Raw genomic sequence first — 21,907 nt, 5'->3', positions numbered from 1 at the left:
CAGCGGTGAGGCTGGATACGCGGGATACCGGATGCCCCGCTCCGGTGCGCAATTGCGCACAGAGCGGGGCATGGCTTCAGTGAAGGTCGTTAGTTCAGTGCGTCGTCGAGCAGCGCCTTGAGCTGCGCGAGATGTTTCGACATCAAACCGGTGGCGGTCGCTGCCGATGCCGGACGTCCGGCATAGCGCGGGCGCTTGTTGGCTGCGTGGACCTGGTTTAGCACCCATTCCAGATAGGGCTCGATGAAATGCCAGGAGCCCATGTTGCGGGGCTCTTCCTGGCACCAGACCATCTCGGCATTCTTGAAGCGGCCGAACTCCTGCACCAGCGCCTTCAGCGGCACCGGATAGAGCTGCTCGACGCGCATCAGATAGATGTCGTCGATGCCGCGCTTCTCGCGCTCCTCATACAGGTCGTAATAGACCTTGCCGGAGCACAGCACGACGCGGCGGATCTTGTCGTCCGGCACCAGCTTGATCTTCTCGTCCGGCAGCATCTGCGCGTCATCGTACAGGATGCGGTGGAAGGTGGCGTTCTTGCCGAGCTCTTCGAGCCGCGACACCGCACGCTTGTGACGCAGCAGCGACTTCGGCGTCATCAGGATCAGCGGCTTGCGGATTTCGCGATGCAGCTGGCGCCGCAGCACGTGGAAGTAGTTCGCCGGCGTGGTCGGGTTGACCACCTGCATGTTGTCCTCGGCGCACATCTGCAGATAACGCTCGAGGCGCGCGGAGGAGTGCTCCGGTCCCTGCCCTTCGTAGCCGTGCGGCAGCAGGCAGACGAGGCCCGACATGCGCAGCCACTTGCGTTCGCCCGAGGAGATGAACTGGTCGAACACCACCTGCGCGCCGTTGGCGAAGTCGCCGAACTGCGCTTCCCAGAGCGCCAGCGCGTTCGGCTCGGCCAGTGAGTAGCCGTACTCGAAGCCGAGCACCGCCTCTTCCGACAGCAGCGAGTTGATGACCTCGTAATGGCCGGTGTCTTCGCCGCCGAGATGGTTGAACGGCGTGTAACGGCTCTCGTCCTCCTGGTCGATCAGGACCGAATGGCGCTGCGAGAAGGTGCCGCGCTCGGAATCCTGACCGGACAGGCGCACATGATGGCCTTCCTGCAGCAGCGTGCAGAACGCCAGGGCCTCGCCGGTCGCCCAGTCGATCCCGACGCCGCTGTCGATCGCCTTGGCGCGGTTGTCGAGGAAGCGCTGGATGGTGCGGTGGGCGCGGAAACCGTCCGGCACCTTGGTGATCTTGCGGCCGATATCCTTGAGCACGGCGACATCGACGCCGGTGACGCCTCGGCGCGCGTCTTCTTCCTGATCGGCCGACTTGAACCCGGCCCATTTGCCGTCGAGCCAGTCGGCCTTGTTCGGCTTGTAGCCCGAGCCGGCTTCGAGCTCGGCATCGAGCCGCGCGCGCCAGTCGGCCTTGGCCTTCTCGACCTCGCCGTCGGTCAACACGCCGTCGGCAACCAGCCGCTTGGCGTAGATCTCCAGCGTGGTCGGATGCGAGGCGATGCGCTTGTACATCACCGGCTGGGTGAACGCCGGCTCGTCGCCCTCATTGTGGCCGTGGCGCCGGTAGCAGAACATGTCGATGACGACCGGCTTGTGGAATTTCTGCCGGAACTCGATCGCGACCTTGGCCGCGAACACCACGGCCTCCGGATCGTCGCCATTCACATGGAAGATCGGCGCATCGATCATCTTCGCGACGTCGGACGGATAGGGCGACGAGCGCGAGTAGCGCGGATAGGTGGTGAAGCCGATCTGGTTGTTGACGATGAAGTGCAGCGAGCCGCCGGTGCGGTAGCCCTTGAGGTCGGACAGGCTGAAGCATTCCGCCACCACGCCCTGGCCCGCAAACGCCGCGTCGCCGTGCATCAGCAGCGGCAGCACCGAGATGCGCATGTCAGGCGGATCGCCGTGCTGGTCCTGCTTGGCGCGCACCTTGCCCATCACGACCGGATCGACGATCTCGAGATGCGACGGATTTGCAGTCAGCGACAGATGGATGTTGTTGCCGTCGAACTCGCGGTCCGAGGAGGCGCCGAGGTGATACTTGACGTCGCCGGAGCCTTCGACCGAGTCCGGGTTGGCCGAACCACCCTTGAATTCATGGAACAGCGCGCGGTGCGGCTTGCCCATCACCTGGGTCAGCACGTTGAGGCGGCCGCGATGCGGCATGCCGAACACGATCTCCTTCACGCCGAGATTGCCGCCGCGCTTGATGATCTGCTCGAGCGCCGGGATCAGCGATTCGCCGCCGTCGAGGCCGAAGCGCTTGGTGCCGGTGAACTTGGTGTCGCAGAACTTCTCGAAGCCGTCGGCCTCGATCAGCTTGTTGAGGATCGCGCGGCGTCCCTCGGGCGTGAAGCTGATCTCCTTGTCCGGGCCTTCGATGCGCTCCTGGATCCATGCCTTCTGCGCGGCATTCGAGATATGCATGAACTCGACGCCGAGCGTCTGGCAGTAGGTGCGTTCGCATATCTGCACGATCTCGCGCAGCGTGCCGTATTCGAGGCCGAGCACGTGATCGAGGAATATCTTGCGGTCGAAGTCGGCCTCGGTGAAGCCGTAGGAGCGCGGATCGAGCTCCTCCCGATCGCGCGGCGCCTCGATGCCGAGCGGATCGAGCTTGGCGTGGAAATGACCGCGCATGCGATAGGCGCGGATCAGCATCAGCGCGCGAACCGAATCGCGGGTGGCCTGATGCACGTCGGCGTCGGACAGCGCGGCACCCTTGGCCTGCGCCTTGGCGGCAAGCTTGGTGCCGACCGCCTTCTCGACCTGGGCCCAATTGCCGTCGAGCGCCGAGGTCAGCTCGTCGCGCGGCGTCACCGGCCAGTTGGCGCGGCCCCACGAGGCACCGTCGGCGTTCTTCTGGACGTCCGCCGGGGCGTCCTTCAGGCTCTTGAAGAAATCCTGCCATTCGGCGTCGACCGACGACGGATCCTGCTCATAGCGGGCATAGAGGTCGTCGATATAGGCGGCGTTGGTGCCCTGCAGGAATGATGAGAGAGCAAAAGCAGCATTCGCGTCTTGGCGAGACATGGGGCAGTCCTGGTGATTTTTTTCGGTTCGCGCGTAGGAGACGGCGCTGGTGCCGGTCTGGAAGTGCGCCGGCTCGATTGATACCCTTTACCCTATCTAGGTCGGATATTCCTGCCTAAAAGAACTAAGGTATGAATCTATTTTCATATTTAATTGATGGGCGGTCTGACGGCAAAACGCATTAAAAAGGCGGGTTCTCCAAGGAGAACCCGCCCGAAACCTCGCCAAACCCGCGAAGGGAACCTCGTCGACGTTGGTTACCTCAGCATCTCCGCGAGCGTGTGCCCGAGCCGCGCCGGGGACGGCGACACCCTGATGCCGGCGGCTTCCATCGCTGCGGTCTTGGAACCGGCATCGCCCTTGCCGCCCGAGATGATCGCGCCGGCATGACCCATGCGGCGACCGGGAGGTGCGGTGACACCGGCAATGAAACCGACCATCGGCTTCTTGCGGCCGCGCTTGGCCTCGTCCTTGAGGAACTGGGCGGCGTCTTCCTCGGCGGAGCCGCCGATCTCGCCGATCATGACGATCGATTTGGTCTTCTCGTCGGCCAGGAACATCTCGAGCACGTCGATGAACTCGGTGCCCTTGACCGGATCGCCGCCGATGCCGACCGCGGTGGTCTGGCCGAGGCCTTCCTGGGTCGTCTGGAACACTGCCTCATAGGTCAGGGTGCCGGAGCGGGAGACGATGCCGACCGAGCCGGGCTTGAAGATGTTGGCCGGCATGATGCCGATCTTGCATTCGCCGGCGGTCATCACGCCGGGGCAGTTCGGCCCGATCAGCCGCGACTTCGAACCCGACAGCGAGCGCTTGACGCGCACCATGTCGAGCACCGGGATGCCCTCGGTGATGCAGACGATCAGCGGGATCTCCGCATCGATTGCCTCGCAGATCGCGTCCGCCGCGCCCGGCGGCGGCACATAGACCACACTGGCGTCGGCGCCGGTTTTCGCCCGCGCGTCCGCCACGGTGTCGAACACCGGCAGGTTGAGATGGGTCGAGCCGCCTTTGCCCGGCGCCACGCCGCCGACCATCTTGGTGCCGTAAGCGATCGCCGCTTCCGAATGGAACGTGCCGTTCTTGCCGGTGAAGCCCTGGCAGATGACCTTGGTGTTCTTGTCGATCAAAATGGACATGGGATGCTTTCGCGAGACGAGAAGGGTTTAGTGGATACGCCGGTACACGCCGGTGAGCACGTCGGCCCACCCTTCCGCGTCAGGCGAGAACTGGATCTTCATGTTGTAGGTGTTGTCGTCGACGACCTCGTAGACGTGACGGGCATTTCCGCGCAGCGAGCCGCGCACCAGGATCAGCGACTTGCCCGCCCAGCCGCCGGACGCCGGCGACGGCGGGTAGTAACCGAGTGAATCGTGCCAGAACAATTTGTAGGCTCGATCCTCGCGGTCGAAAGTGAAGACGCCGTGGGTGGCGAAGCTCTCCTTGCCGTCGCGGGTCTGCACGCTGTCCTGGATCAGGTAGAAACCGTTGAGCGCGATGCGCGCTGTGACATGCGAGGTGGCTGGACCGCCGGCGGTCCAGCGCGAGGGATAGACCACCTCTTCGCCGTTCCACTCGCCCGCGAAAACCGCGAGCTTGCGGTGTTCGTCCAGCGGTGTCGGGGCGTCGAGATGATCGGCCATTGTTAGCCTCCCTTGACGGCTTTCACGATCTTCTGTGCCGCGTCATCGAGATTGTCGGCGGCCAGGACATTGAGACCGCTGTCGCGGATGATCTTCTTGCCGAGCTCGACATTGGTGCCTTCGAGGCGCACCACCAGCGGCACCTTGAGGCCGACCTGCTTCACCGCGGCGACCACGCCCTCGGCGATCACGTCGCACTTCATGATGCCGCCGAAGATGTTGACCAGGATGCCCTTCACGTTCGGATCGGCGGTGATGATCTTGAACGCGGCCGCGACCTTCTCGACGCTGGCGCCGCCGCCGACGTCGAGGAAGTTCGCCGGCTCCATGCCGTACAGCTTGATGATGTCCATCGTCGCCATGGCGAGGCCGGCGCCGTTGACCATGCAGCCGATCGTGCCGTCGAGCGCGACGTAGTTGAGGTCGTATTTCGACGCCTCGATCTCCTTGGCGTCTTCCTCGGTCTCGTCGCGCAGCGCGACGACGTCGGGGTGGCGGTACAGCGCGTTGCTGTCGAACGACACCTTGGCGTCGAGCACGCGGAGCTGGCTCTGCTTGGTGACGACCAGCGGATTGATCTCGAGCATCGCCATGTCCTTGGCGACGAAGGCGTTATAGAGCTGACCGGTCAGCTTCTCGGCCTGCTTGGCAAGATCGCCCTTCAGCTTCAGCGCCTCGGCGACGGTGCGGCCGTGGTGCGGCATGATGCCGGTGGCGGGATCGACCGAGAACGAGACGATCTTCTCCGGGGTCGAATGCGCGACCTCCTCGATATTGACGCCGCCTTCGGTCGAGACCACGAAAGACACTTCGGAGGTCTCGCGGTTGACCAGGATCGAGAGATAGAACTCCTTGTCGATGTCGGAGCCTTCCTCGATGTAGAGGCGGTTGACTTGCTTGCCGTGCGGGCCGGTCTGCACCGTGACCAGCGTCGCGCCGAGCATCTGCTTGGCGAATTCGTCGACCTCGGCAACCGACTTGGCGATGCGGACACCGCCCTTGTCGCCGGCGGATGCCTCCTTGAACTTGCCCTTGCCGCGGCCGCCGGCATGGATCTGGCTCTTCACCACCCAGATCGGGCCGGGCAGCTGCTTGGCCGCCGCATCGGCATCGTCCGGCTTCAGCACCGGAACCCCGCGCGAGATCGGCACGCCGAATTCATGCAGCAGAGCCTTGGCCTGGTATTCGTGGATATTCATGGAAAGACGCTCCCAAACCCTCGTGCGGCGACCTCTTACGTCAGCCTTGCGACTGGCATACCATATACCAAGGCTCGCGCAACTACAAAATTCGCCGGAATTTCATCATCTTGCACCCGATAGGCGATTGAAATCGCCTATCGGGCCATTGCCGATCAAGATTACTTGCCGAGCAGGTCAGGCGCGATCTTCTTGCAGGCGTCGACCAGGCCCTGCACCGCGCCGACCGACTTGTCGAAGGCTTCGCGGTCCTTGCCGGCGAGCTCGATCTCGACGACGCGCTCGACGCCCTTGGAGCCGATCACGGTGGGGACGCCGACATACATGTCCTTCACGCCGTACTCGCCGTTGAGATAGGCGGCGCAGGGCAGCACGCGCTTCTTGTCCTTCAGATAGCTCTCGGCCATCGCGATCGCGGACGCCGCCGGCGCATAGAAGGCCGAGCCGGTCTTGAGCAGGTTGACGATCTCGGCGCCACCGTTGCGGGTGCGGTCGACGATCTCGTCGATGCGCGCCTGCGAGGTCCAGCCCATCTTGACGAGGTCGGGCAGCGGAATGCCGGCAACCGTCGAGTAGCGGGTCAGCGGCACCATGGTGTCGCCGTGACCGCCGAGCACGAAGGCGGTGACGTCTTCGACCGAGACGTTGAATTCGTCGGCCAGGAAATAGCGGAAGCGCGCGGAGTCGAGCACGCCGGCCATGCCGACCACCTTCTTGTGCGGCAGGCCGGAGGCCTTCTGCAGCGCCCAGACCATCGCATCCAGCGGGTTGGTGATGCAGATGACGAAGGCGTCGGGCGCGTACTTCTTGATGCCGGCGCCGACCTGCTCCATGACCTTGAGGTTGATCGACAGCAGATCGTCGCGGCTCATGCCGGGCTTGCGCGGCACGCCGGCGGTGACGATGCAGACCTTGGCGCCGTCGAGCGCTTCATAGGAGTTGGCGCCGACCAGGTTGGAGTCGAAGCCGTCGACCGGCGACGACTGCGCGATGTCGAGCGCTTTGCCCTGCGGCACGCCCTCGGCGATATCGAACAGCACGACGTCTCCGAGCTCCTTGAGGCCAACGAGGTGCGCCAGCGTTCCGCCGATCTGTCCGGAGCCAATCAGTGCAATCTTGTCGCGTGCCATGGGAAATCAGTCCTTTGAACTGGTGCAGGAGGGAGGGAAGTCGGTTGCAAGGGTGGTTATCCCTTTCGAATGATCCATTCAAGTCGCGGCCTGCCCGATCGCGGGCCCTGCCTGCAATTCGATCAGGCATGCCAGCAACAACCGCCCCGGAGACACGAAAAGTTGCTCCGATCCGGACCGCGCGCAAGACCAATTTCAAGACCGAATTTCGCGGCTGAAAATTTAGGTCTCGACCAGGCCGGTCGTCGCTCCGCTCGCGGAGGAGTCCTTCCGGCCGTGCGGCAGCGCCAAATAGGATTCCGAGCTCATTTCGATCAGGCGCGAGGCCGTGCGTTTGAACTCCATCGCCTCGACGCCCTCATCCGCAAGGTACAGCGACACCGGATCGGCCTCGGCCGAGGCCATCAGCTTCACGGCATTGTCATAGAGCGTGTCGATCAGCGAGATGAAGCGCTTGGCGGCGTTGCGCTCGGCGTAATCCATCACCGGAATATGGTCGATCAGGATCGTGTGGTAATCGTGCGCCAGCCTGAGGTAGTCGGACGCGGCGAGCGGCTTCTCGCAGATATCGGCGAAGCTGAAGCGCGCGACGCCATGCGACGAGCACGGCACAGTCAGCAAACGCTTCTTGATCTCGATAAGGCGCGCCCTGCACGGCGCGTTGCCGGTCATCTTGCGCCACGCCGCGCTGAGCACATCGCGAGCCGCGTCATCCGCGGGCACCAGCCACATCTTCACACCGACGAGCTTCTCGAGCCGGAAGTCGGTGCGTGCATCGAGCCGCAGCACATCCATGTGGTCCGAGATCTGCGCGATGAACGGCAGGAACAGCGCGCGATTGAGACCGCCCTTGTAGAGATCGTCGGGCGCGACGTTCGAGGTCGCGACCACGACGGTACCGAGATCGAACAGCTTCGCGAACAGCCGCCCGAGGATCATCGCATCCGCAATGTCGGTGACGTGGAATTCGTCGAAGCAGAGCAGCCACGCCTCGTCGAAGATCGCCTGCGCGGTGAGCGCGATCACGTCGCCGTCCGAGATCTCGCCGCGCGCGATCTGCTGGCGGTAGCCATAGATGCGCTCATGCGCCTCGGCCATGAATTCGTGGAAATGCGCACGACGCTTGTGCTCGACCGGGCTCTGCTGGAAGAACAGATCCATCAGCATGGTCTTGCCGCGGCCGACCTCGCCGTGGACGTAGAGGCCGCGCGGCGGCTTGTCGTCCTTGTCACCGCCGAACAGGCGTCCGAACAGGCCTTGCTTGCGCTGCGGCTTGTAGCTTGCCAGCCGCTCGTCCAGCGCGCCGAACGCATCGGCGGCACGGGCCTGCGCAGGATCGGCCTCGATCGCGCCGGAGGCGACCAGGGCGTTGTAGTGTTCGAGAAAGGAACTCGGCGAGGTGGACAGCATGAGCCCACCTTACGGCCCTAGTGCGCGACAAATTGCAAGCCGTGAATTGTGCCAATGGGGTATGCAAGCGCAAACCCTTGCATACCACGGCCGACCGCACCGGCCGCTGCACAACGCCTCAAGCCGCGATCTGCGACGCCTTACGCGCAGAGCGCGTAGGAATCCTCGACCACGTAGGGCCCACCGCCCGTCGACGCGCGCGACGAGAACAGCACGAAGCGGTCCGCCATGAAGGTGCGGCTCGGGAAGTAGCCGCGCACCGACAGATAATCCGCGACGTCCTGGCTCGATGCGTCATGCAGACGCGCGAGCGTGACATGGGGCGTGAATTTCCTGCCCTCGGGATCGAGCCCCATCCGCTGCATCATCCGCTCGAGCTCGGCCTGCAGTTCGATCAACGGCCGACTGGGCTCGACGGCGGCAACCACCGCGCGCGGCTTGCGTCCACCGAAGCTCGACAGGCCCTGCAATTTGACCTCGAACGGCTTTCGGTTCACCCGAAACAGCATCGTCGCGATCTCGTTGGCCCAGAGGCCGTCGATATCGCCGATGAAGCGCAGGGTGACGTGATAATTTTCGGGATCGATCCAGCGTGCGCCAGGAAGGCCACCACGCAAGCTGGAGAGGGTTTGGCCGATATCGGCCGGAATTTCCAGACCAGTGAACAGACGCGGCATCGCAATAATCCTCGATGCTTGGCGCGGGTTTTGGGAGCCCGCACCCTGTAACAGCCCGGCGACGAATCACCGATGCCTATTTGTACCCGAGATATGTGACTCTGCGAAGCACGACCCGTTAACAGCTCGTAAACCTACGGACACGACACGGCTCGCTGCCTGTGTTTCAGCTGCGTTGCCCTGATAATGCACCGAGAAATGCCTCCACCGTGGGCAGGATATTCTTCACAACGATGTCCACACCTTCCGCCGTCGGATGCATGCCGTCGGCTTGATTGATCTTCGGATTAGCAGCAACTCCATCGAGGAAGAACGGATAGAGCGGCACGCCAAGCGATTTCGCCAGATCCGGATAGATCGCGTTGAACTTCGCTGCATACTCACTGCCATAGTTCGGTGGCGCGAGCATGCCGCACAAGAGCACGGCGATCTTGCGCGCCTGCAACTTTGTGATGATGTCGGTGAGCGCGGCACGCGTGACCGCGGGATCGATGCCGCGCAAGGCATCGTTGGCACCGAGCTCGACGATCACGGCGTCAGTTCCCTCGGCCACCGACCAGTCGAGCCGCTCGCGGCCGCCCGAGGCGGTGTCGCCGGACACCCCGGCATTGGTCATCTCGACCTTTATCCCCTTGGCTTCCAAGGCTTTTTGCAGCCGGACCGGAAATGCCGCATCGGCCGGAAGGCCGTACCCGGCGCTCAGGGAATCGCCCAGAACCACCATCTTGATCGGCTTTGCCGCAGCTTTCCCCTGGGCTGGCGTCTGCGCACTTGCCGCCGTCATCAAGCCCATAAGCAACACGAGTATGTGCACGAAGATTCTCAACCGGCCCTCGACCGCAGCCGCGGAAGTGCCATATGACCGAACCATGGACAGTCTCATCGAATCCTCTTCATTGGCCGACGTCGAGCCGGACACCATTGCCGTCAAGAACGTCAATCTCTCGCTCGGCACCGGCGCGGCGCGGGTTCATATCCTCAAAGATATCAGCCTTCGTGTGGCAGCGGGTGAGGCCATCGGCCTGATCGGCCCGTCGGGCTCGGGCAAGTCGACCTTGCTGATGGTGATGGCGGGGCTTGAACGTCCTGACAGCGGAGAGGTGGTCGTCGACGGCACCTCGTTCAATGCCCTCGATGAAGATGCGCTGGCGCGCTTCCGCGGCCGCCAGGTCGGCATCGTCTTCCAGTCGTTCCATCTGATCCCGACCATGACGGCGCTGGAGAACGTCGCGGTGCCGCTCGAGCTCGCCGGCAATCCCGATGCCGCCGCGCGCGCCGCGCAGGAGCTGCAATCGGTCGGGCTCGGCGAGCGCCTGCATCATTATCCGACGCAACTCTCCGGCGGCGAGCAGCAGCGTGTCGCGATCGCGCGCGCGCTGGCGCCCGACCCCGCGATCCTGGTTGCCGACGAGCCGACCGGAAATCTCGACGAGACGACCGGAAAGCAAATCGTCGACCTGCTCTTCACCAAGCACGCCGAGCGCGGCATGACGCTGGTGCTGGTGACGCATGATCTCGCGCTCGCGCAGCGCTGCGATCGTGTGGTGCGGCTGCGCTCCGGCCGCATCGACGGACAATCAACCACATGAGCTTTGCCGCGACATGAGTATTGCGTCCGAAGTCGCGGTGCAGGGCCGCGCGTCGTCGCTTGCCTTCCGTTACGCGCTGCGCGAACTGCGCGGCGGCCTGCGCGGCTTCTACGTGTTCATTGCCTGCATCGCGCTCGGCGTGATGGCGATTGCCGGCGTCGGCTCGGTCGCCGCAAGCCTCGGCGACGGCCTGTCGCGCGAGGGACGCACGCTGCTCGGCGGCGACGTCGCATTCTCGCTGATCTCGCGCCAGGCCAAGCCCGAGGAGGTCGCGTATCTGCGCACCCGCGGCGAGGTTTCGGTCGCAGCCACGCTCCGCGCGATGGCCCGCAGCAATGACGGCAAGCTCGCGCTGGTCGAGCTCAAGGCGGTCGACGGCAAATATCCGATGCTCGGCGAGCTGACGCTCGAGCCGAACATGCCGGTCGCCGACCTGCTCACTGAGCGCGACGGCGTCTATGGCGCGGCCGCCGATTCAACCCTGCTGGCGCGGCTCGACCTCAAGCTCGGCGACCGCGTCACCATCGGCAGCGCGACCTACCAGATCCGCAGCGTGGTGGCGGCCGAGCCCGACAAGCTCGCCGGCGGCGTCGGCCTCGGGCCGCGCTTCCTGATCAGCGAAGCCAGCCTGCGTGCCACCGACCTGTTGCAGCCCGGCAGCCTGGTGCGCTGGATCTACCGGGTGAAGCTGCCCGACGGCGCCAACGACGATCGCGCCACCACCGCGCTGATCGATGGCGCGCGGGCGGCTGCGCCGGAAGCCGGCTGGGAGGTCCGCAGCCGCAGCAACGCCTCGCCGCAGCTCGAGCGCACCATCAACCGCTTCACCCAGTTCCTGACCCTGGTCGGCCTCGCCGCCCTCCTGGTCGGTGGCGTCGGCGTCGCCAACGCGGTGAAGAGCCACATCGACCGCCGCCGCGACGTCATCGCCTCGTTCAAGGCGCTCGGCGCCACCGGCCGCGACGTCTTCACGATCTACTGTACGCAGGTGGTGGTCCTGGCCGGGATCGGTTCGGTGATCGGGCTGGTGCTCGGCGCCGCGCTGCCCTTCGTCATCGTCGGCCTGTTCGGCAAGCTGCTGCCGCTGCCGGTGGTACCCGCCCTGCATCCGGACGAGCTCGCGCTTTCCTTCATCTACGGCCAGCTCACCGCGCTGGCGTTCGGGTTGTGGCCGCTCGGCAGGGTCCATGACGTGCCGGTCGCCGCACTGTTCCGCGAGACCGTCGCCAGCGAGTGGCACCGCCCGCGCTGGAGCTATCTCGCGCTGATGGCCGTGGTGGTCGCGCTGCTGATCGGGGTTGCGATCGGGCTCGCCTATGACAAGCGGGTCGCCGCGGTGTTCGTCGCCTCGTCGATCGCGGTGTTCCTGCTGCTGCGCGGGATCGCCGAGATCCTGATGGCGGTGGCGCGGCGGCTGCCGCGCAGCCGCATGACCATGCTGCGGCTCGCGATCGCCAACATCCACCGACCGGGCGCGCTGACGCCGTCGGTGGTGCTGTCGCTCGGCCTCGGCCTCGCAGTGCTCGTCACCATCACCCAGATCGACGGCAATTTGCGCCGGCAATTCCTGGCCGCGTTGCCGGAACGGGCACCGTCGTTCTTCTTCATCGACATCCCCTCCACCGAGGCCGACCGCTTCGCTACCTTCCTTGGCCAGATCGCGGCCGGCTCGACCGTCGAGGACGTGCCGATGCTGCGCGGCCGCATCGTCGCCGCGCGCGGCGTCAAGGCCGACCAGCTCAAGCCGTCGGTGGATTCGGAGTGGGTGCTGCAGAGCGACCGCGGCCTGACCTACACCGGCGAGATCCCCAAAGGCTCGAAGATCGTCGAGGGCGAGTGGTGGGGGCCGGACTACAGCGGGCCTCCGCTGGTCTCGATGGAGAAGAAGATCGCCGACGGCCTGTCCTTGAAGATCGGCGACGAGATCGTGGTCAACGTGCTCGGACGCGACGTGCCGGCGAAGATCGCCAATTTGCGCAACATCGATTGGCAGGGCCTCGGCATCAACTTCGTGCTGGTATTCTCGCCGAATGCCTTCAAGGGCGCCCCGCACAGCCACGTCGCGACCTTGACGGAACCACACGCGAGCTCGACCCAAGCGGGCCCTAACGACGACGCGCGCATCGTCAAGCAGGTGGCCGACGCGTTCCCGATGGTCACCAGCGTCCGGGTCCGCGAGGCGCTGGAGACGGTCGGCACCGTCGTCAGCAATCTGGTGCTGGCGATCCGCGGCGCCAGCGCCGTGACGCTGATCTCGGCGATCCTGGTGCTGGGCGGCGCGCTCGCCGCCGGGCATCGCCACCGCGTCTATGACGCCGTGATCCTCAAGACACTCGGTGCCACGCGGGTGCGATTGCTCGGCGCCTACGCGCTGGAGTACCTGATGATCGGTTTTGCAACCGCAATATTCGGGGTGATCGCCGGTTCGGTCGCGGCCTGGCTGATCGTGACGCGGCTGATGACGCTGAGTTTCAGCTGGCAGGCCGGCAGCGCCGCCCTGGTCGTGGTCGCCGCGCTGGTTGTGACGGTCGGATTGGGGCTGGCGGGAACGCTGCTCGCGCTGAACCAGAAGCCGGCCTCGGTGCTGCGGAATTTGTGACAATTTGTAGCGGCGGCAGCGCCGTTTTGCCTATAAATGCTAGGCTAGAGCGACATTCGGCCGCGCGTGGAAGCTTGCGTCGGATGTGTTAATTTCCCACATACCACTCGGGTCGGATAATCGGTTTGAATGACACGCAATTAATGTTCCGCAAACCGAGCCATCTGAGATAGATTTACGACCGGCGCCGCAAATCCCTTGCGCTCCACCGGGACCAACCACGGGAATTCGACCATGTCGGACCTAGACCGCAATTACGCTTCTCCTTTCGGCCGGGCCGCCGGGCGCATTGACGCTGCGGCCGTCGACGCCGGTCTGCGCGCCTACATGCTGCGCATCTATAACTACATGAGCATTGGCCTCGCCATCACCGGCCTGGCCGCGCTCGGCGTCTACATGGGCGCGGTGACCACCGACCAGTCGGCCGCCGTCGCCAAGTTTGGCAACGCCTATCTGACGCAGTTCGGCTACGCGATGTTCGTCAGCCCGCTGAAGTGGCTGTTCATCCTCGCCCCTCTGGCGATGGTGTTCGTCATCTCGGCCGGCATCAACCGTCTGCAGCCTGCGACCGCCCAGCTCCTGTTCTGGGTGTTCTCGGCGCTGATGGGCCTGTCGCTGTCGTCGATCTTCCTGGTGTACACGCACACCTCGATCGTGCGCGTGTTCTTCATCACCGCGGCGACGTTCGGTGCGCTCAGCCTCTACGGCTACACCACCAAGCGTGACATGAGCGGCATGGGCTCGTTCCTGTTCATGGGCCTGATCGGCATCATCATCGCGAGCCTCGTCAACCTGTTCCTGGCGAGCTCGGCGCTGCAGTTCATCGTCTCGGTGGTCGGCGTGCTGGTGTTCGCGGGCCTCACCGCCTGGGACACCCAGCGGCTGAAGAACGACTACATCTACGGCTACGCCTCGCAGGGTGGCGTGATGGCAGAGCGTGCGGCAATCACTGGTGCGCTGTCGCTCTACCTGAACTTCATCAACCTGTTCACGCTGCTGCTGCAGCTGCTCGGCCAGCGCGACTAAGCGCCTCGAGCGAGCCGATCGATCCAAGCCCCGGCCTAGCGGCCGGGGCTTTCTTTTGCGGGGGGGGGAATGTGGCGTAGCCCGGATGGAGCGGAGCGCAATCCGGGACAGGTTATCCGCGGCTTCAGCAGTCCCGGATTTCGCTTCGCTTCATCCGGGCTACGAAGCGCCAAGCTCCGGCGCTACACCAGCGACAGCTTGCGATCGATTACGAACAGCACCCGTTCGAGTTCGTGGCCGCGGCGCAGGATCAGGCCGGTCGCCGAAATCACGCTGTACATGCCCTGCTTGCGCGCCAGCCGGGGATCCTTCTCGATCCGGTAGATCGGCACTTCGGACGCCCGCCGGAACACCGAGAACACGGCGCGGTCCTTCAGGAAGTCGATCGCATAGTCGCGCCACTCGCCATCGGCGACCATGCGGCCATAGAGATTGAGAATGCGATTGAGCTCAAGTCGATTGAATGTCACGCAGTTGGACTGAGGGGTCGCCGCGACGGGACGCGCCGCGGCGCGACTCCCGCTCGGATCAGTGTCCTCCGAGATCAAACTCATCGAGCGCCTCCTGTCATTCCAGTGACGATCAGGTCCCGAAGGCCGATGCCCCCTGTTCGGGATCGTCACGAGAGTGACATGATCGCGCTAAGCGAGGGGCGCTGCAAGTGCCCCATGGAGGGACTGACGACGCCTTGCTATCACCCCGCTATCTCGCCTCACTTGGCTTCACTACATCATGCGATGTGTAAACCTATGTCCAGGCGCGTAGCCCGAAGCGCCCGGATGGCCGCGAAGGCTCCCATGCGCGCGGAACAAATGACCCGGCGCATAACCCGACGCACCAGGATGACCTGCGACCGATCCGCGCGTATGGAATGATGTTCCCGGCGCGACCATTGAGGCTCCTCCGCCTCGTGCATAACCGGTCGAGGAAGTCGCGGCCATAAGGCCGACCACTGCAACGAGCGCCAAAACTTTCGTCATGGCATCCTCCTCTGCAACTCTGTCCCGCTGAAATAACGCAGCGCCCGGTGCTTGGTTCGGATCGGGAAGCGAAACCAAGGGGTTGGCCGCTTGAATAGGACGTCCCGCAAGCGCGAATGCGGACACGAGGGACTAGGTCGGGACAGCGCCAAAGATTCACGGGAACGTTAGCGGAATCATATTGCTGCCCCACTTCCGCCAATCGCCCGCCCCGCTGCCCTGCGAAAAGAAAATCCTGCGTTGGCCCGGTCCTTTCGGTTCCGGATTCCTCAGCCCCCAGCCCCCCGGGGCCGTCGGGATCGGGCCTGTTCGCAGGGGAGTCAAATCCCAAACACTGGGCCAACGAAAGTTGGTCCTTTTTGTTTTTGGGACCGGCTCAATCAATCCCGCGCCAACAGGATGCGCGAGCCGAGCTTTCGGCGCCTTCCTTTAAGCGCGTCACTGGATGCACGCTTGTCGGATGCACGCTTGTCCGCCGCGTCAGGCAGGCGCCATGACATGCGCGCGGCTCAACGACGCGACTGACGCAGGCTAGCGCAGCGACGCGCTAGTGAAGCGATGTGAATGCGGCGCCCAGCATCGGGCCCGGCTTGTCGCGGTTGCCGTCCTGGACGTACACGGCCGCGGCATCGACACCATCGCGCGTGATGTTCTCCAGCGGCACGGTCCAGCTCCCGGACGAGCCATTCCAGTCACCGACCTTCAGCAGGTTGCGCACCACGTTGTGATACGTGATCTCGTGGCCGCGATTCTCGCCGCGCGCGATCGAGATCGGCACCGACTTCGAGATCGAGCAAATCCAGACTTCGCCGCGCGACACCGCGGGCGACTTGGATGCCGCGACCGACACGTTGATCTGCTTGCCGGTCAGCGTCATCGTCACCGGCACCGACATCACGGCGCCGCTCTTCTCGGTGTCCTTGATCGCGCTCTCGATGCTGGCGCGGTCGCTGCCGATCACATGCGCGGAGCCGTTGATCACCGCTTGCGGCGTGTAGACGTCGCGATCGCCGCGCATATGCGAGTACGCTTTCTGGCGCGCGCTGAAACGGGAATCGGCCAGCGTATCCTTCCAGCCGAGATAGTCCCAATAGTCGATCGGCATGCTGAGCGCGATGACGTTGGGGTCTTTCGCGAGGTCACCGATGATCTTGTCCGCGGGCGGACAGGACGAGCATCCCTGCGAAGTGAAGAGTTCGACGACAGCACGCGGATCGGCGTGAGCGGGGCGGATGATCGCGACGATTGCGCAGATACCAAGGGCGCTGGACCATCGCGAGATACAATTATAGGCCATCATCGCTGTCATACTGCGAACCAGTCGTGATGATTTCTATCCGTAATTGTACGGAGCATGAAGTCTGTCCCTGAACTTGCGTGCCCCAAAACGCGAGAAAGCGGCCTTTTCATAGGCCGCCTTCTTTTTTGCCGCTACTCACTAAGCGGTGAGGCACCGATCACAAATCCGCGTTGGAGCATGGTCCAAATAGACCATGATCCAACAAAAGGCCCTCAGGCCGCGAGTTTGCGCAGCACGTAGTGCAGGATGCCGCCGTTGCGATAGTAATCGAGCTCATCCAGCGTATCGATGCGGCAGAGCAGCGGGACATCCCGCTTGCCACCGTCGGCGGAGACGATTTCTGCCGTCAGCGTCTGGCGCGGCTTCAAATCGCCCTGCAGGCCGCGGATCGTGACCTTCTCGTCGCCCTTGAGGCCGAGCGAGGACCATGACGTGCCGTCCTGGAAGGTGAGCGGAAGCACACCCATGCCGACCAGGTTGGAGCGATGGATGCGCTCGAAGCTCTGGCAGATCACCGCACGCACGCCGAGCAGGCGGGTGCCCTTCGCGGCCCAGTCGCGCGACGAGCCGTTGCCGTATTCGGCGCCGGCGAACACCACCAGAGGCACGTTCTCCTGCTGGTACTTCATCGCCGCGTCGTAGATCGACATCTGCGCGCCGTCGGGCCAGTGCTTGGTCAGACCGCCTTCCGGAATATTGCCGTCGGCGCCCTTCAGCATGAAGTTCTTGATGCGGATGTTGGCGAAGGTGCCGCGCATCATCACTTCATGGTTGCCGCGCCGCGTGCCGTACTGGTTGAAGTCGGCGGGACGCACCTGGTGCTCGCTGAGGAACTTGCCTGCGGGCGAGGTCAGCTTGATCGAACCGGCCGGCGAGATGTGGTCGGTGGTGATCTTGTCGCCGAACATCGCGAGGATGCGGGCGTCGACCACGTCGGTGACCGGGTCCGGCTGCTTCTTCATGCCCTCGAAATAGGGCGGGTTCTGCACATAGGTCGAGCTCATGTTCCAGCGATAGGTCTCGCTTTCCGTGGTCTTGATCTTGCGCCAGTTGGTATCGCCCTTGAACACGTCGGCGTACTTCTTCTTGAAGATCGTCGCGGTGACGTACTTTTTCATGAAGGCGTTGATCTCCTTGGCGGTCGGCCAGATGTCCTTGAGGAACACCGGCTTGCCGTCCTTACCGATGCCGAGCGGCTCGACCGCGAGATCCTTGGTCACGGTGCCGGCGAGCGCATGCGCGACCACCAGCGGCGGCGAGGCGAGGTAGTTCGCCTGCACGTCGGGCGAGACGCGGCCTTCGAAGTTGCGGTTGCCCGAGAGCACGGCGGCGGCGACGATGCCATTTTCATTGATGGACTTGGAAATGTCTTCCGGCAGCGGGCCGGAGTTGCCGATGCAGGTCGTGCAGCCGAAGCCGACCAGGTTGAAGCCGACCTTGTCGAGATCGGCCTGCAGGCCGGAATTGGCGAGATATTCGGCCACCACCTGGCTGCCCGGCGCGAGCGAGGTCTTCACCCACGGCTTGGCCTTCAGGCCCTTGGCGGCCGCCTTGCGCGCCAGCAGGCCGGCGCCGATCAGCACGCTCGGGTTCGAGGTGTTGGTGCAGGAGGTGATCGCGGCGATCACGACGTCGCCATGGCCGAGATCGAAGTTGCGGCCCTCGACCGCGAAGCGCTTCGCTTCACCATCGGGCTTCTTGTACTCGCTGACCAGCGCGGTCGCGAAACCGGTCGACACCGCCGGCAGCGCGATGCGGCCTTCGGGGCGCTTCGGTCCGGCCATCGACGGCACGACGTCGGCGAGGTCCAGCGTCAGCGTGGTGGTGAACACCGGGTCAGTCGACTTGGCGGTGCGGAACAGGCCCTGCGCCTTGGCATAGGCCTGCACCAGCTTGACGCGATCGGCCTTTCGGCCCGAGGTCTTCAGGTAGTCGATGGTCGCCGCATCGACCGGGAAGAAGCCGCAGGTCGCGCCGTATTCGGGCGCCATGTTGCCGATGGTCGCCTTGTCCGCCACTGACAGGAAATCGAGGCCGGGGCCGAAGAACTCGACGAACTTGCCGACCACGCCGAGCTTGCGCAGCATCTGGGTGACTGTCAGCACGAGGTCGGTCGCGGTGACGCCTTCCTTGAGCTGGCCCTTGAGCTTGAAGCCGACCACCTCAGGCAGCAGCATCGACAGCGGCTGGCCGAGCATGCAGGCCTCAGCCTCGATGCCGCCGACGCCCCAGCCGAGCACGGCGAGGCCGTTGACCATCGTGGTGTGCGAGTCGGTGCCGACCAGCGAATCGGGATAGGCGACCTCGAAGGTGCCGGTCTTCTTGCCGACCGTCATCTTCTCCTTCTTGGTCCACACGGTCTGCGCGAGATATTCGAGATTGACCTGGTGGCAGATGCCGGTGCCGGGCGGCACCACCGAGAAGTTCGAGAACGCCTTTTGGCCCCACTTCAGGAACTCGTAGCGCTCCTGGTTCTGCTTGTATTCCTCGGTGACGTTCTTCGCGAACGCCTTGTTGTCACCGAAGAAGTTGACGATCACCGAGTGGTCGATGACGAGATCGACCGGCACCAGCGGGTTGATCTTCTCGGCATCGCCGCCGAGGTTCTGCATCGCGTTGCGCATCGCCGCGAGATCGACCACGGCCGGAACGCCGGTGAAATCCTGCATCAGGACGCGCGCCGGACGGAACGCGATTTCGTGCTCGAGCTGGCGCTTCTTCAGCCATTTCGACACCGCAACGATGTCTTCCTTCTTGACGGTGCGGCCGTCCTCGTTGCGCAGCAGGTTCTCGAGCAGAACCTTCATCGAATACGGCAGCTTCGAAATACCCTTCAGTCCGTTCTTCTCTGCCTGGGGCAGGCTGTAATAGACGTAGGACTTGCCGCCGACCTTCATGGTCTTGCGGCATTTGAAGCTGTCGAGCGAGGTCATGCGAGGAATCCCAATCTTCAGTTATACCCGGCAAGGGTAACTAAACACCGGCGACCGACACTGGCCGAGGGGATGGCCTGGGTGGGTTGCGGCCGCCGATTGTGTGTGCTGCATCAAGTTCCGGGCTTATAGAACCTTTCTAGAAGCGCCGCCACACCGACAAGCGTGCGGCAGCGCTGCGCGACCCAAAAATTCTCACGCGGTAGCGAAAGATTTCAGAGGGCTGTGACACAACGAACCATGCGGCTCTCGGGACGAAATCTGAAATGCGTGCGCGGCGGGCGCGAGGTGTTTTCCGGCCTCGATCTGTCGGCCGCCGCCGGCGAGGCGCTTGCCGTCACCGGCCCCAACGGCGCCGGCAAGACCTCGCTGCTGCGCGTCCTCGCCGGGCTATTGGTTCCGGCCGAAGGATCGATCGCGCTCGAAGGCGGCGATGCCGAGCTCGGCCTGCCTGAGCAGGCCCACTATCTCGGCCATCGCGACGCCCTGAAGCCGGCGCTGAGCGTTGCGGAAAATCTGTCCTTCTGGCGAGAATTCCTCGGCGGCGAGACGGAGGATGCTGCCCGCTGCCTTGCCGCCGTGGCGCTCGACCATGCCGCGCATCTGCCGGCGGCCTACCTCTCCGCCGGCCAGCGCCGCCGCCTGTCGATCGCGCGTTTGCTCTCCGTGCGGCGGCCGGTCTGGCTGCTGGACGAGCCGACATCGGCGCTCGATGCGGCCGGACAGGCGCTGTTCGTCGGCCTGATGCGCGACCATCTCGCCCGCGGCGGCCTGATCGTCGCCGCGACGCATTTGCCGCTCGGCATCGATGCGCGCGATCTGCGGATGGGAGGCGCGGCATGAGCGCGCTCACTGCTCTGATCCGGCGCGACATCCGGATCGCGCTGCGCGTCGGCGGCGGCGCGCTGATCGGGGTGCTGTTCTTCCTCACCGTCACGGTGCTGATGCCGTTCGCGGTGGGGCCGGATCTGGCGCTGCTGTCGCGGCTCGGGCCCGCGATCCTCTGGCTCGGCGCGCTGCTGGCGAGCCTGCTCACCCTCGACCGGCTGTTCACGGCCGACCACGAGGACGGCTCGCTCGACCTGATCGTGATGAGCCGGACGCCGCTGGAACTCGCCTGCGCGGCCAAGGCGCTGGCGCACTGGATCGCCGCCGGCCTGCCGCTGATCATCGCAACGCCGGTGCTCGGCCTGCTGCTTAATCTCGACGGCACCGCGACGCTTGCGGTTGCCGCGACCTTGCTGGCGGGAACACCGGCGCTGACCTTCACCGGCATGATCGGCGCGGCCCTGGCGGTGACGCTGCATCGCGGCGGGCTATTGCTCGCGGTGCTGGTGCTGCCGCTGTCGATCCCGGTGCTGATCTTCGGCGTTGCGGCCTCGCAGGCGGCGATCTCGGGGCCGCTGCCGTTTGGAACACCGTTCTCGATCCTTTGCGCGCTGTCGCTTGCCAGCCTCGTGATCGGCCCGTTTGCGGCCGCCGCGAGCCTGCGGCACGGGCTGGACTGAGATGGACCCGATCAAATCTCGCCGAGGGGAGTTCGGCCAATTGCCTCGTTCACAGCGGACGATTATCAGGGTGCCATGAAGCTGACCGAGACGCTGACCGACCTCGCCAATCCGACCAGGTTTCTGGCGCTGACCGCGCGCATCCTGCCGTGGCTCGCGGGCGTGACCGCGGTCCTGCTCGCAATCGGGCTCTACCAGTCGGCGATGGCGCCCGACGACTACCAGCAGGGCGCCACGGTCAAGATCATGTTCATCCACGTCCCGAATGCGTGGCTGTCGATGTTCGTCTGGGGCGTGATGAGCGTGGCTGCGCTCGGCACGCTGGTGTGGCGGCATCCGCTCGCCGACGTCGCCGCCAAGGCCGCAGCACCGATCGGCGCCGCCTTCACCTTCCTTGCGCTGGTCACCGGCTCACTGTGGGGCCGGCCGATGTGGGGCACCTATTGGGAGTGGGATGCGCGGCTGACCTCGGTCTTGATCCTGTTCCTGATGTATCTCGGCCTGATGGCGCTGTGGCGCGCGGTCGAGGACCCGTCGCGGGCGGCAAGGGCGGCGGCGGTGCTGACCCTGGTCGGCGCCATCAACATCCCGATCATCAAGTTCTCGGTCGACTGGTGGAACACGCTGCATCAGCCGGCCTCCGTGCTCCGCATGGGCGGCTCGACGCTCGACAAGGCGTTCCTGTGGCCGCTGCTGGTGATGGCGATCGCATTTTCGCTGCTCTTCATCACCTTGCATCTGGCGGCGATGCGCAACGAGATCCTGCGCCGCCGCGTGCGCAGCCTGCAGATGATGCAGGCCAGCCGCGTCGCGTTCACCGGCGAAGCGGCCGCCGGTCCAAAAGAAATCGGAGCGGCGTGACA

At 64.6% G+C, this 21,907-nt stretch carries 17 protein-coding genes; 6 read left to right on the top strand and 11 right to left on the bottom strand.

Annotated features, from left to right (window positions below):
* Positions 1–89: 89 nt before the first annotated feature.
* The 8 genes from XH92_RS02105 to XH92_RS02070 all read right to left on the bottom strand — a co-directional run bounded on the left by XH92_RS02105 (position 90) and on the right by XH92_RS02070 (position 9,923).
* The gene (locus XH92_RS02105; RefSeq protein WP_194457756.1) at positions 90–3,050 is read right to left on the bottom strand and encodes a 2-oxoglutarate dehydrogenase E1 component; all 2,961 of its coding nucleotides are present in this window, start codon (positions 3,048–3,050) and stop codon (positions 90–92) included.
* A gap of 257 nt (positions 3,051–3,307) precedes the next feature.
* Positions 3,308–4,189, bottom strand: a complete 882-nt coding sequence (gene sucD / locus XH92_RS02100) for a succinate--CoA ligase subunit alpha (RefSeq protein WP_194457755.1) — start codon at positions 4,187–4,189, stop codon at positions 3,308–3,310.
* A gap of 27 nt (positions 4,190–4,216) precedes the next feature.
* Positions 4,217–4,693, bottom strand: a complete 477-nt coding sequence (locus XH92_RS02095; RefSeq protein ID WP_194457754.1) for a DUF1579 family protein — start codon at positions 4,691–4,693, stop codon at positions 4,217–4,219.
* Positions 4,694–4,695: 2 nt separating this feature from the next.
* The gene (sucC, locus tag XH92_RS02090; protein WP_194457753.1) at positions 4,696–5,892 is read right to left on the bottom strand and encodes an ADP-forming succinate--CoA ligase subunit beta; all 1,197 of its coding nucleotides are present in this window, start codon (positions 5,890–5,892) and stop codon (positions 4,696–4,698) included.
* A 161-nt stretch (positions 5,893–6,053) separates the two neighbouring features.
* Positions 6,054–7,022, bottom strand: a complete 969-nt coding sequence (mdh, locus tag XH92_RS02085) for a malate dehydrogenase (protein WP_021078790.1) — start codon at positions 7,020–7,022, stop codon at positions 6,054–6,056.
* A gap of 222 nt (positions 7,023–7,244) precedes the next feature.
* On the bottom strand, positions 7,245–8,432 hold the full coding sequence (zapE, locus tag XH92_RS02080) for a cell division protein ZapE (protein WP_194457752.1): 1,188 nt from the start codon (positions 8,430–8,432) through the stop codon (positions 7,245–7,247).
* 140 nt (positions 8,433–8,572) lie between these two features.
* Positions 8,573–9,109, bottom strand: coding sequence for an RNA 2',3'-cyclic phosphodiesterase (thpR, locus tag XH92_RS02075; protein ID WP_194457751.1), 537 nt, complete (start codon positions 9,107–9,109; stop codon positions 8,573–8,575).
* Between the two features lie 166 nt (positions 9,110–9,275).
* Positions 9,276–9,923 carry an arylesterase gene (locus XH92_RS02070; protein ID WP_194461064.1) on the bottom strand — a complete coding sequence of 216 codons (648 nt, stop codon included), beginning with the start codon at positions 9,921–9,923 and terminating at the stop codon, positions 9,276–9,278.
* A 55-nt stretch (positions 9,924–9,978) separates the two neighbouring features.
* On the opposite strand from XH92_RS02070, the gene XH92_RS02065 reads away from it, so the two are divergent.
* From XH92_RS02065 to XH92_RS02055, 3 genes are all read left to right on the top strand, one after another.
* Entirely contained in the window at positions 9,979–10,698 is a 720-nt protein-coding gene (locus XH92_RS02065) for an ABC transporter ATP-binding protein (protein WP_194457750.1), read from the top strand.
* Between the two features lie 13 nt (positions 10,699–10,711).
* Positions 10,712–13,297 carry an ABC transporter permease gene (locus XH92_RS02060; RefSeq protein ID WP_194457749.1) on the top strand — a complete coding sequence of 862 codons (2,586 nt, stop codon included), beginning with the start codon at positions 10,712–10,714 and terminating at the stop codon, positions 13,295–13,297.
* Between the two features lie 234 nt (positions 13,298–13,531).
* Positions 13,532–14,323 carry a Bax inhibitor-1/YccA family protein gene (locus XH92_RS02055; RefSeq protein ID WP_021078796.1) on the top strand — a complete coding sequence of 264 codons (792 nt, stop codon included), beginning with the start codon at positions 13,532–13,534 and terminating at the stop codon, positions 14,321–14,323.
* Positions 14,324–14,505: 182 nt separating this feature from the next.
* Here XH92_RS02055 and XH92_RS02050 read toward each other — a convergent pair whose 3' ends face one another.
* The 3 genes from XH92_RS02050 to acnA form a co-directional block, all read right to left on the bottom strand.
* Positions 14,506–14,877, bottom strand: a complete 372-nt coding sequence (locus XH92_RS02050) for a DUF2794 domain-containing protein (protein ID WP_194457748.1) — start codon at positions 14,875–14,877, stop codon at positions 14,506–14,508.
* A 973-nt stretch (positions 14,878–15,850) separates the two neighbouring features.
* Positions 15,851–16,612, bottom strand: coding sequence for a thioredoxin family protein (locus XH92_RS02045; RefSeq protein WP_194457747.1), 762 nt, complete (start codon positions 16,610–16,612; stop codon positions 15,851–15,853).
* Between the two features lie 203 nt (positions 16,613–16,815).
* Complete coding sequence (acnA, locus tag XH92_RS02040) at positions 16,816–19,536, bottom strand: aconitate hydratase AcnA (RefSeq protein WP_194457746.1); 2,721 nt, start codon at positions 19,534–19,536, stop codon at positions 16,816–16,818.
* A gap of 240 nt (positions 19,537–19,776) precedes the next feature.
* Here acnA and ccmA point away from each other — a divergent pair, with 240 nt between their 5' ends.
* From ccmA to XH92_RS02025, 3 genes are all read left to right on the top strand, one after another.
* Positions 19,777–20,379: a heme ABC exporter ATP-binding protein CcmA gene (gene ccmA / locus XH92_RS02035; protein WP_194461063.1), complete on the top strand. Its 603-nt coding sequence runs from the start codon at positions 19,777–19,779 to the stop codon at positions 20,377–20,379.
* A complete protein-coding gene (ccmB, locus tag XH92_RS02030) occupies positions 20,376–21,044 on the top strand; it encodes a heme exporter protein CcmB (protein WP_097675938.1) in 669 nt (222 codons plus the stop codon). Before ccmA ends, ccmB begins: the two co-directional genes overlap by 4 nt.
* A 75-nt stretch (positions 21,045–21,119) precedes the next feature.
* Positions 21,120–21,905 carry a heme ABC transporter permease gene (locus XH92_RS02025; RefSeq protein ID WP_194457745.1) on the top strand — a complete coding sequence of 262 codons (786 nt, stop codon included), beginning with the start codon at positions 21,120–21,122 and terminating at the stop codon, positions 21,903–21,905.
* The last annotated feature ends 2 nt before the right edge of the window (positions 21,906–21,907 follow it).

Origin of the sequence: Bradyrhizobium sp. CCBAU 53421 (genome assembly GCF_015291625.1) — a bacterium.
In the GTDB taxonomy this organism is placed as follows: domain Bacteria; phylum Pseudomonadota; class Alphaproteobacteria; order Rhizobiales; family Xanthobacteraceae; genus Bradyrhizobium.
The sequence above is the reverse complement of the archived record's forward strand: the minus strand, read 5'-3'. Positions and strand labels throughout refer to the sequence as shown.

Coding starts and splice junctions, on each gene's coding strand:
- XH92_RS02105 (WP_194457756.1), bottom strand. CDS start 3,050: ATGTCTCGCCAAGACGCGAATGCTGCTTTTGCTCTCTCATCATTCCTG.
- XH92_RS02095 (WP_194457754.1), bottom strand. CDS start 4,693: ATGGCCGATCATCTCGACGCCCCGACACCGCTGGACGAACACCGCAAG.
- sucC (WP_194457753.1), bottom strand. CDS start 5,892: ATGAATATCCACGAATACCAGGCCAAGGCTCTGCTGCATGAATTCGGC.
- XH92_RS02065 (WP_194457750.1), top strand. CDS start 9,979: ATGGACAGTCTCATCGAATCCTCTTCATTGGCCGACGTCGAGCCGGAC.
- acnA (WP_194457746.1), bottom strand. CDS start 19,536: ATGACCTCGCTCGACAGCTTCAAATGCCGCAAGACCATGAAGGTCGGC.
- XH92_RS02055 (WP_021078796.1), top strand. CDS start 13,532: ATGTCGGACCTAGACCGCAATTACGCTTCTCCTTTCGGCCGGGCCGCC.
- XH92_RS02050 (WP_194457748.1), bottom strand. CDS start 14,877: ATGAGTTTGATCTCGGAGGACACTGATCCGAGCGGGAGTCGCGCCGCG.
- XH92_RS02060 (WP_194457749.1), top strand. CDS start 10,712: ATGAGTATTGCGTCCGAAGTCGCGGTGCAGGGCCGCGCGTCGTCGCTT.
- XH92_RS02045 (WP_194457747.1), bottom strand. CDS start 16,612: ATGACAGCGATGATGGCCTATAATTGTATCTCGCGATGGTCCAGCGCC.
- ccmB (WP_097675938.1), top strand. CDS start 20,376: ATGAGCGCGCTCACTGCTCTGATCCGGCGCGACATCCGGATCGCGCTG.
- mdh (WP_021078790.1), bottom strand. CDS start 7,022: ATGGCACGCGACAAGATTGCACTGATTGGCTCCGGACAGATCGGCGGA.
- zapE (WP_194457752.1), bottom strand. CDS start 8,432: ATGCTGTCCACCTCGCCGAGTTCCTTTCTCGAACACTACAACGCCCTG.
- sucD (WP_194457755.1), bottom strand. CDS start 4,189: ATGTCCATTTTGATCGACAAGAACACCAAGGTCATCTGCCAGGGCTTC.
- thpR (WP_194457751.1), bottom strand. CDS start 9,109: ATGCCGCGTCTGTTCACTGGTCTGGAAATTCCGGCCGATATCGGCCAA.
- ccmA (WP_194461063.1), top strand. CDS start 19,777: ATGCGGCTCTCGGGACGAAATCTGAAATGCGTGCGCGGCGGGCGCGAG.
- XH92_RS02025 (WP_194457745.1), top strand. CDS start 21,120: ATGAAGCTGACCGAGACGCTGACCGACCTCGCCAATCCGACCAGGTTT.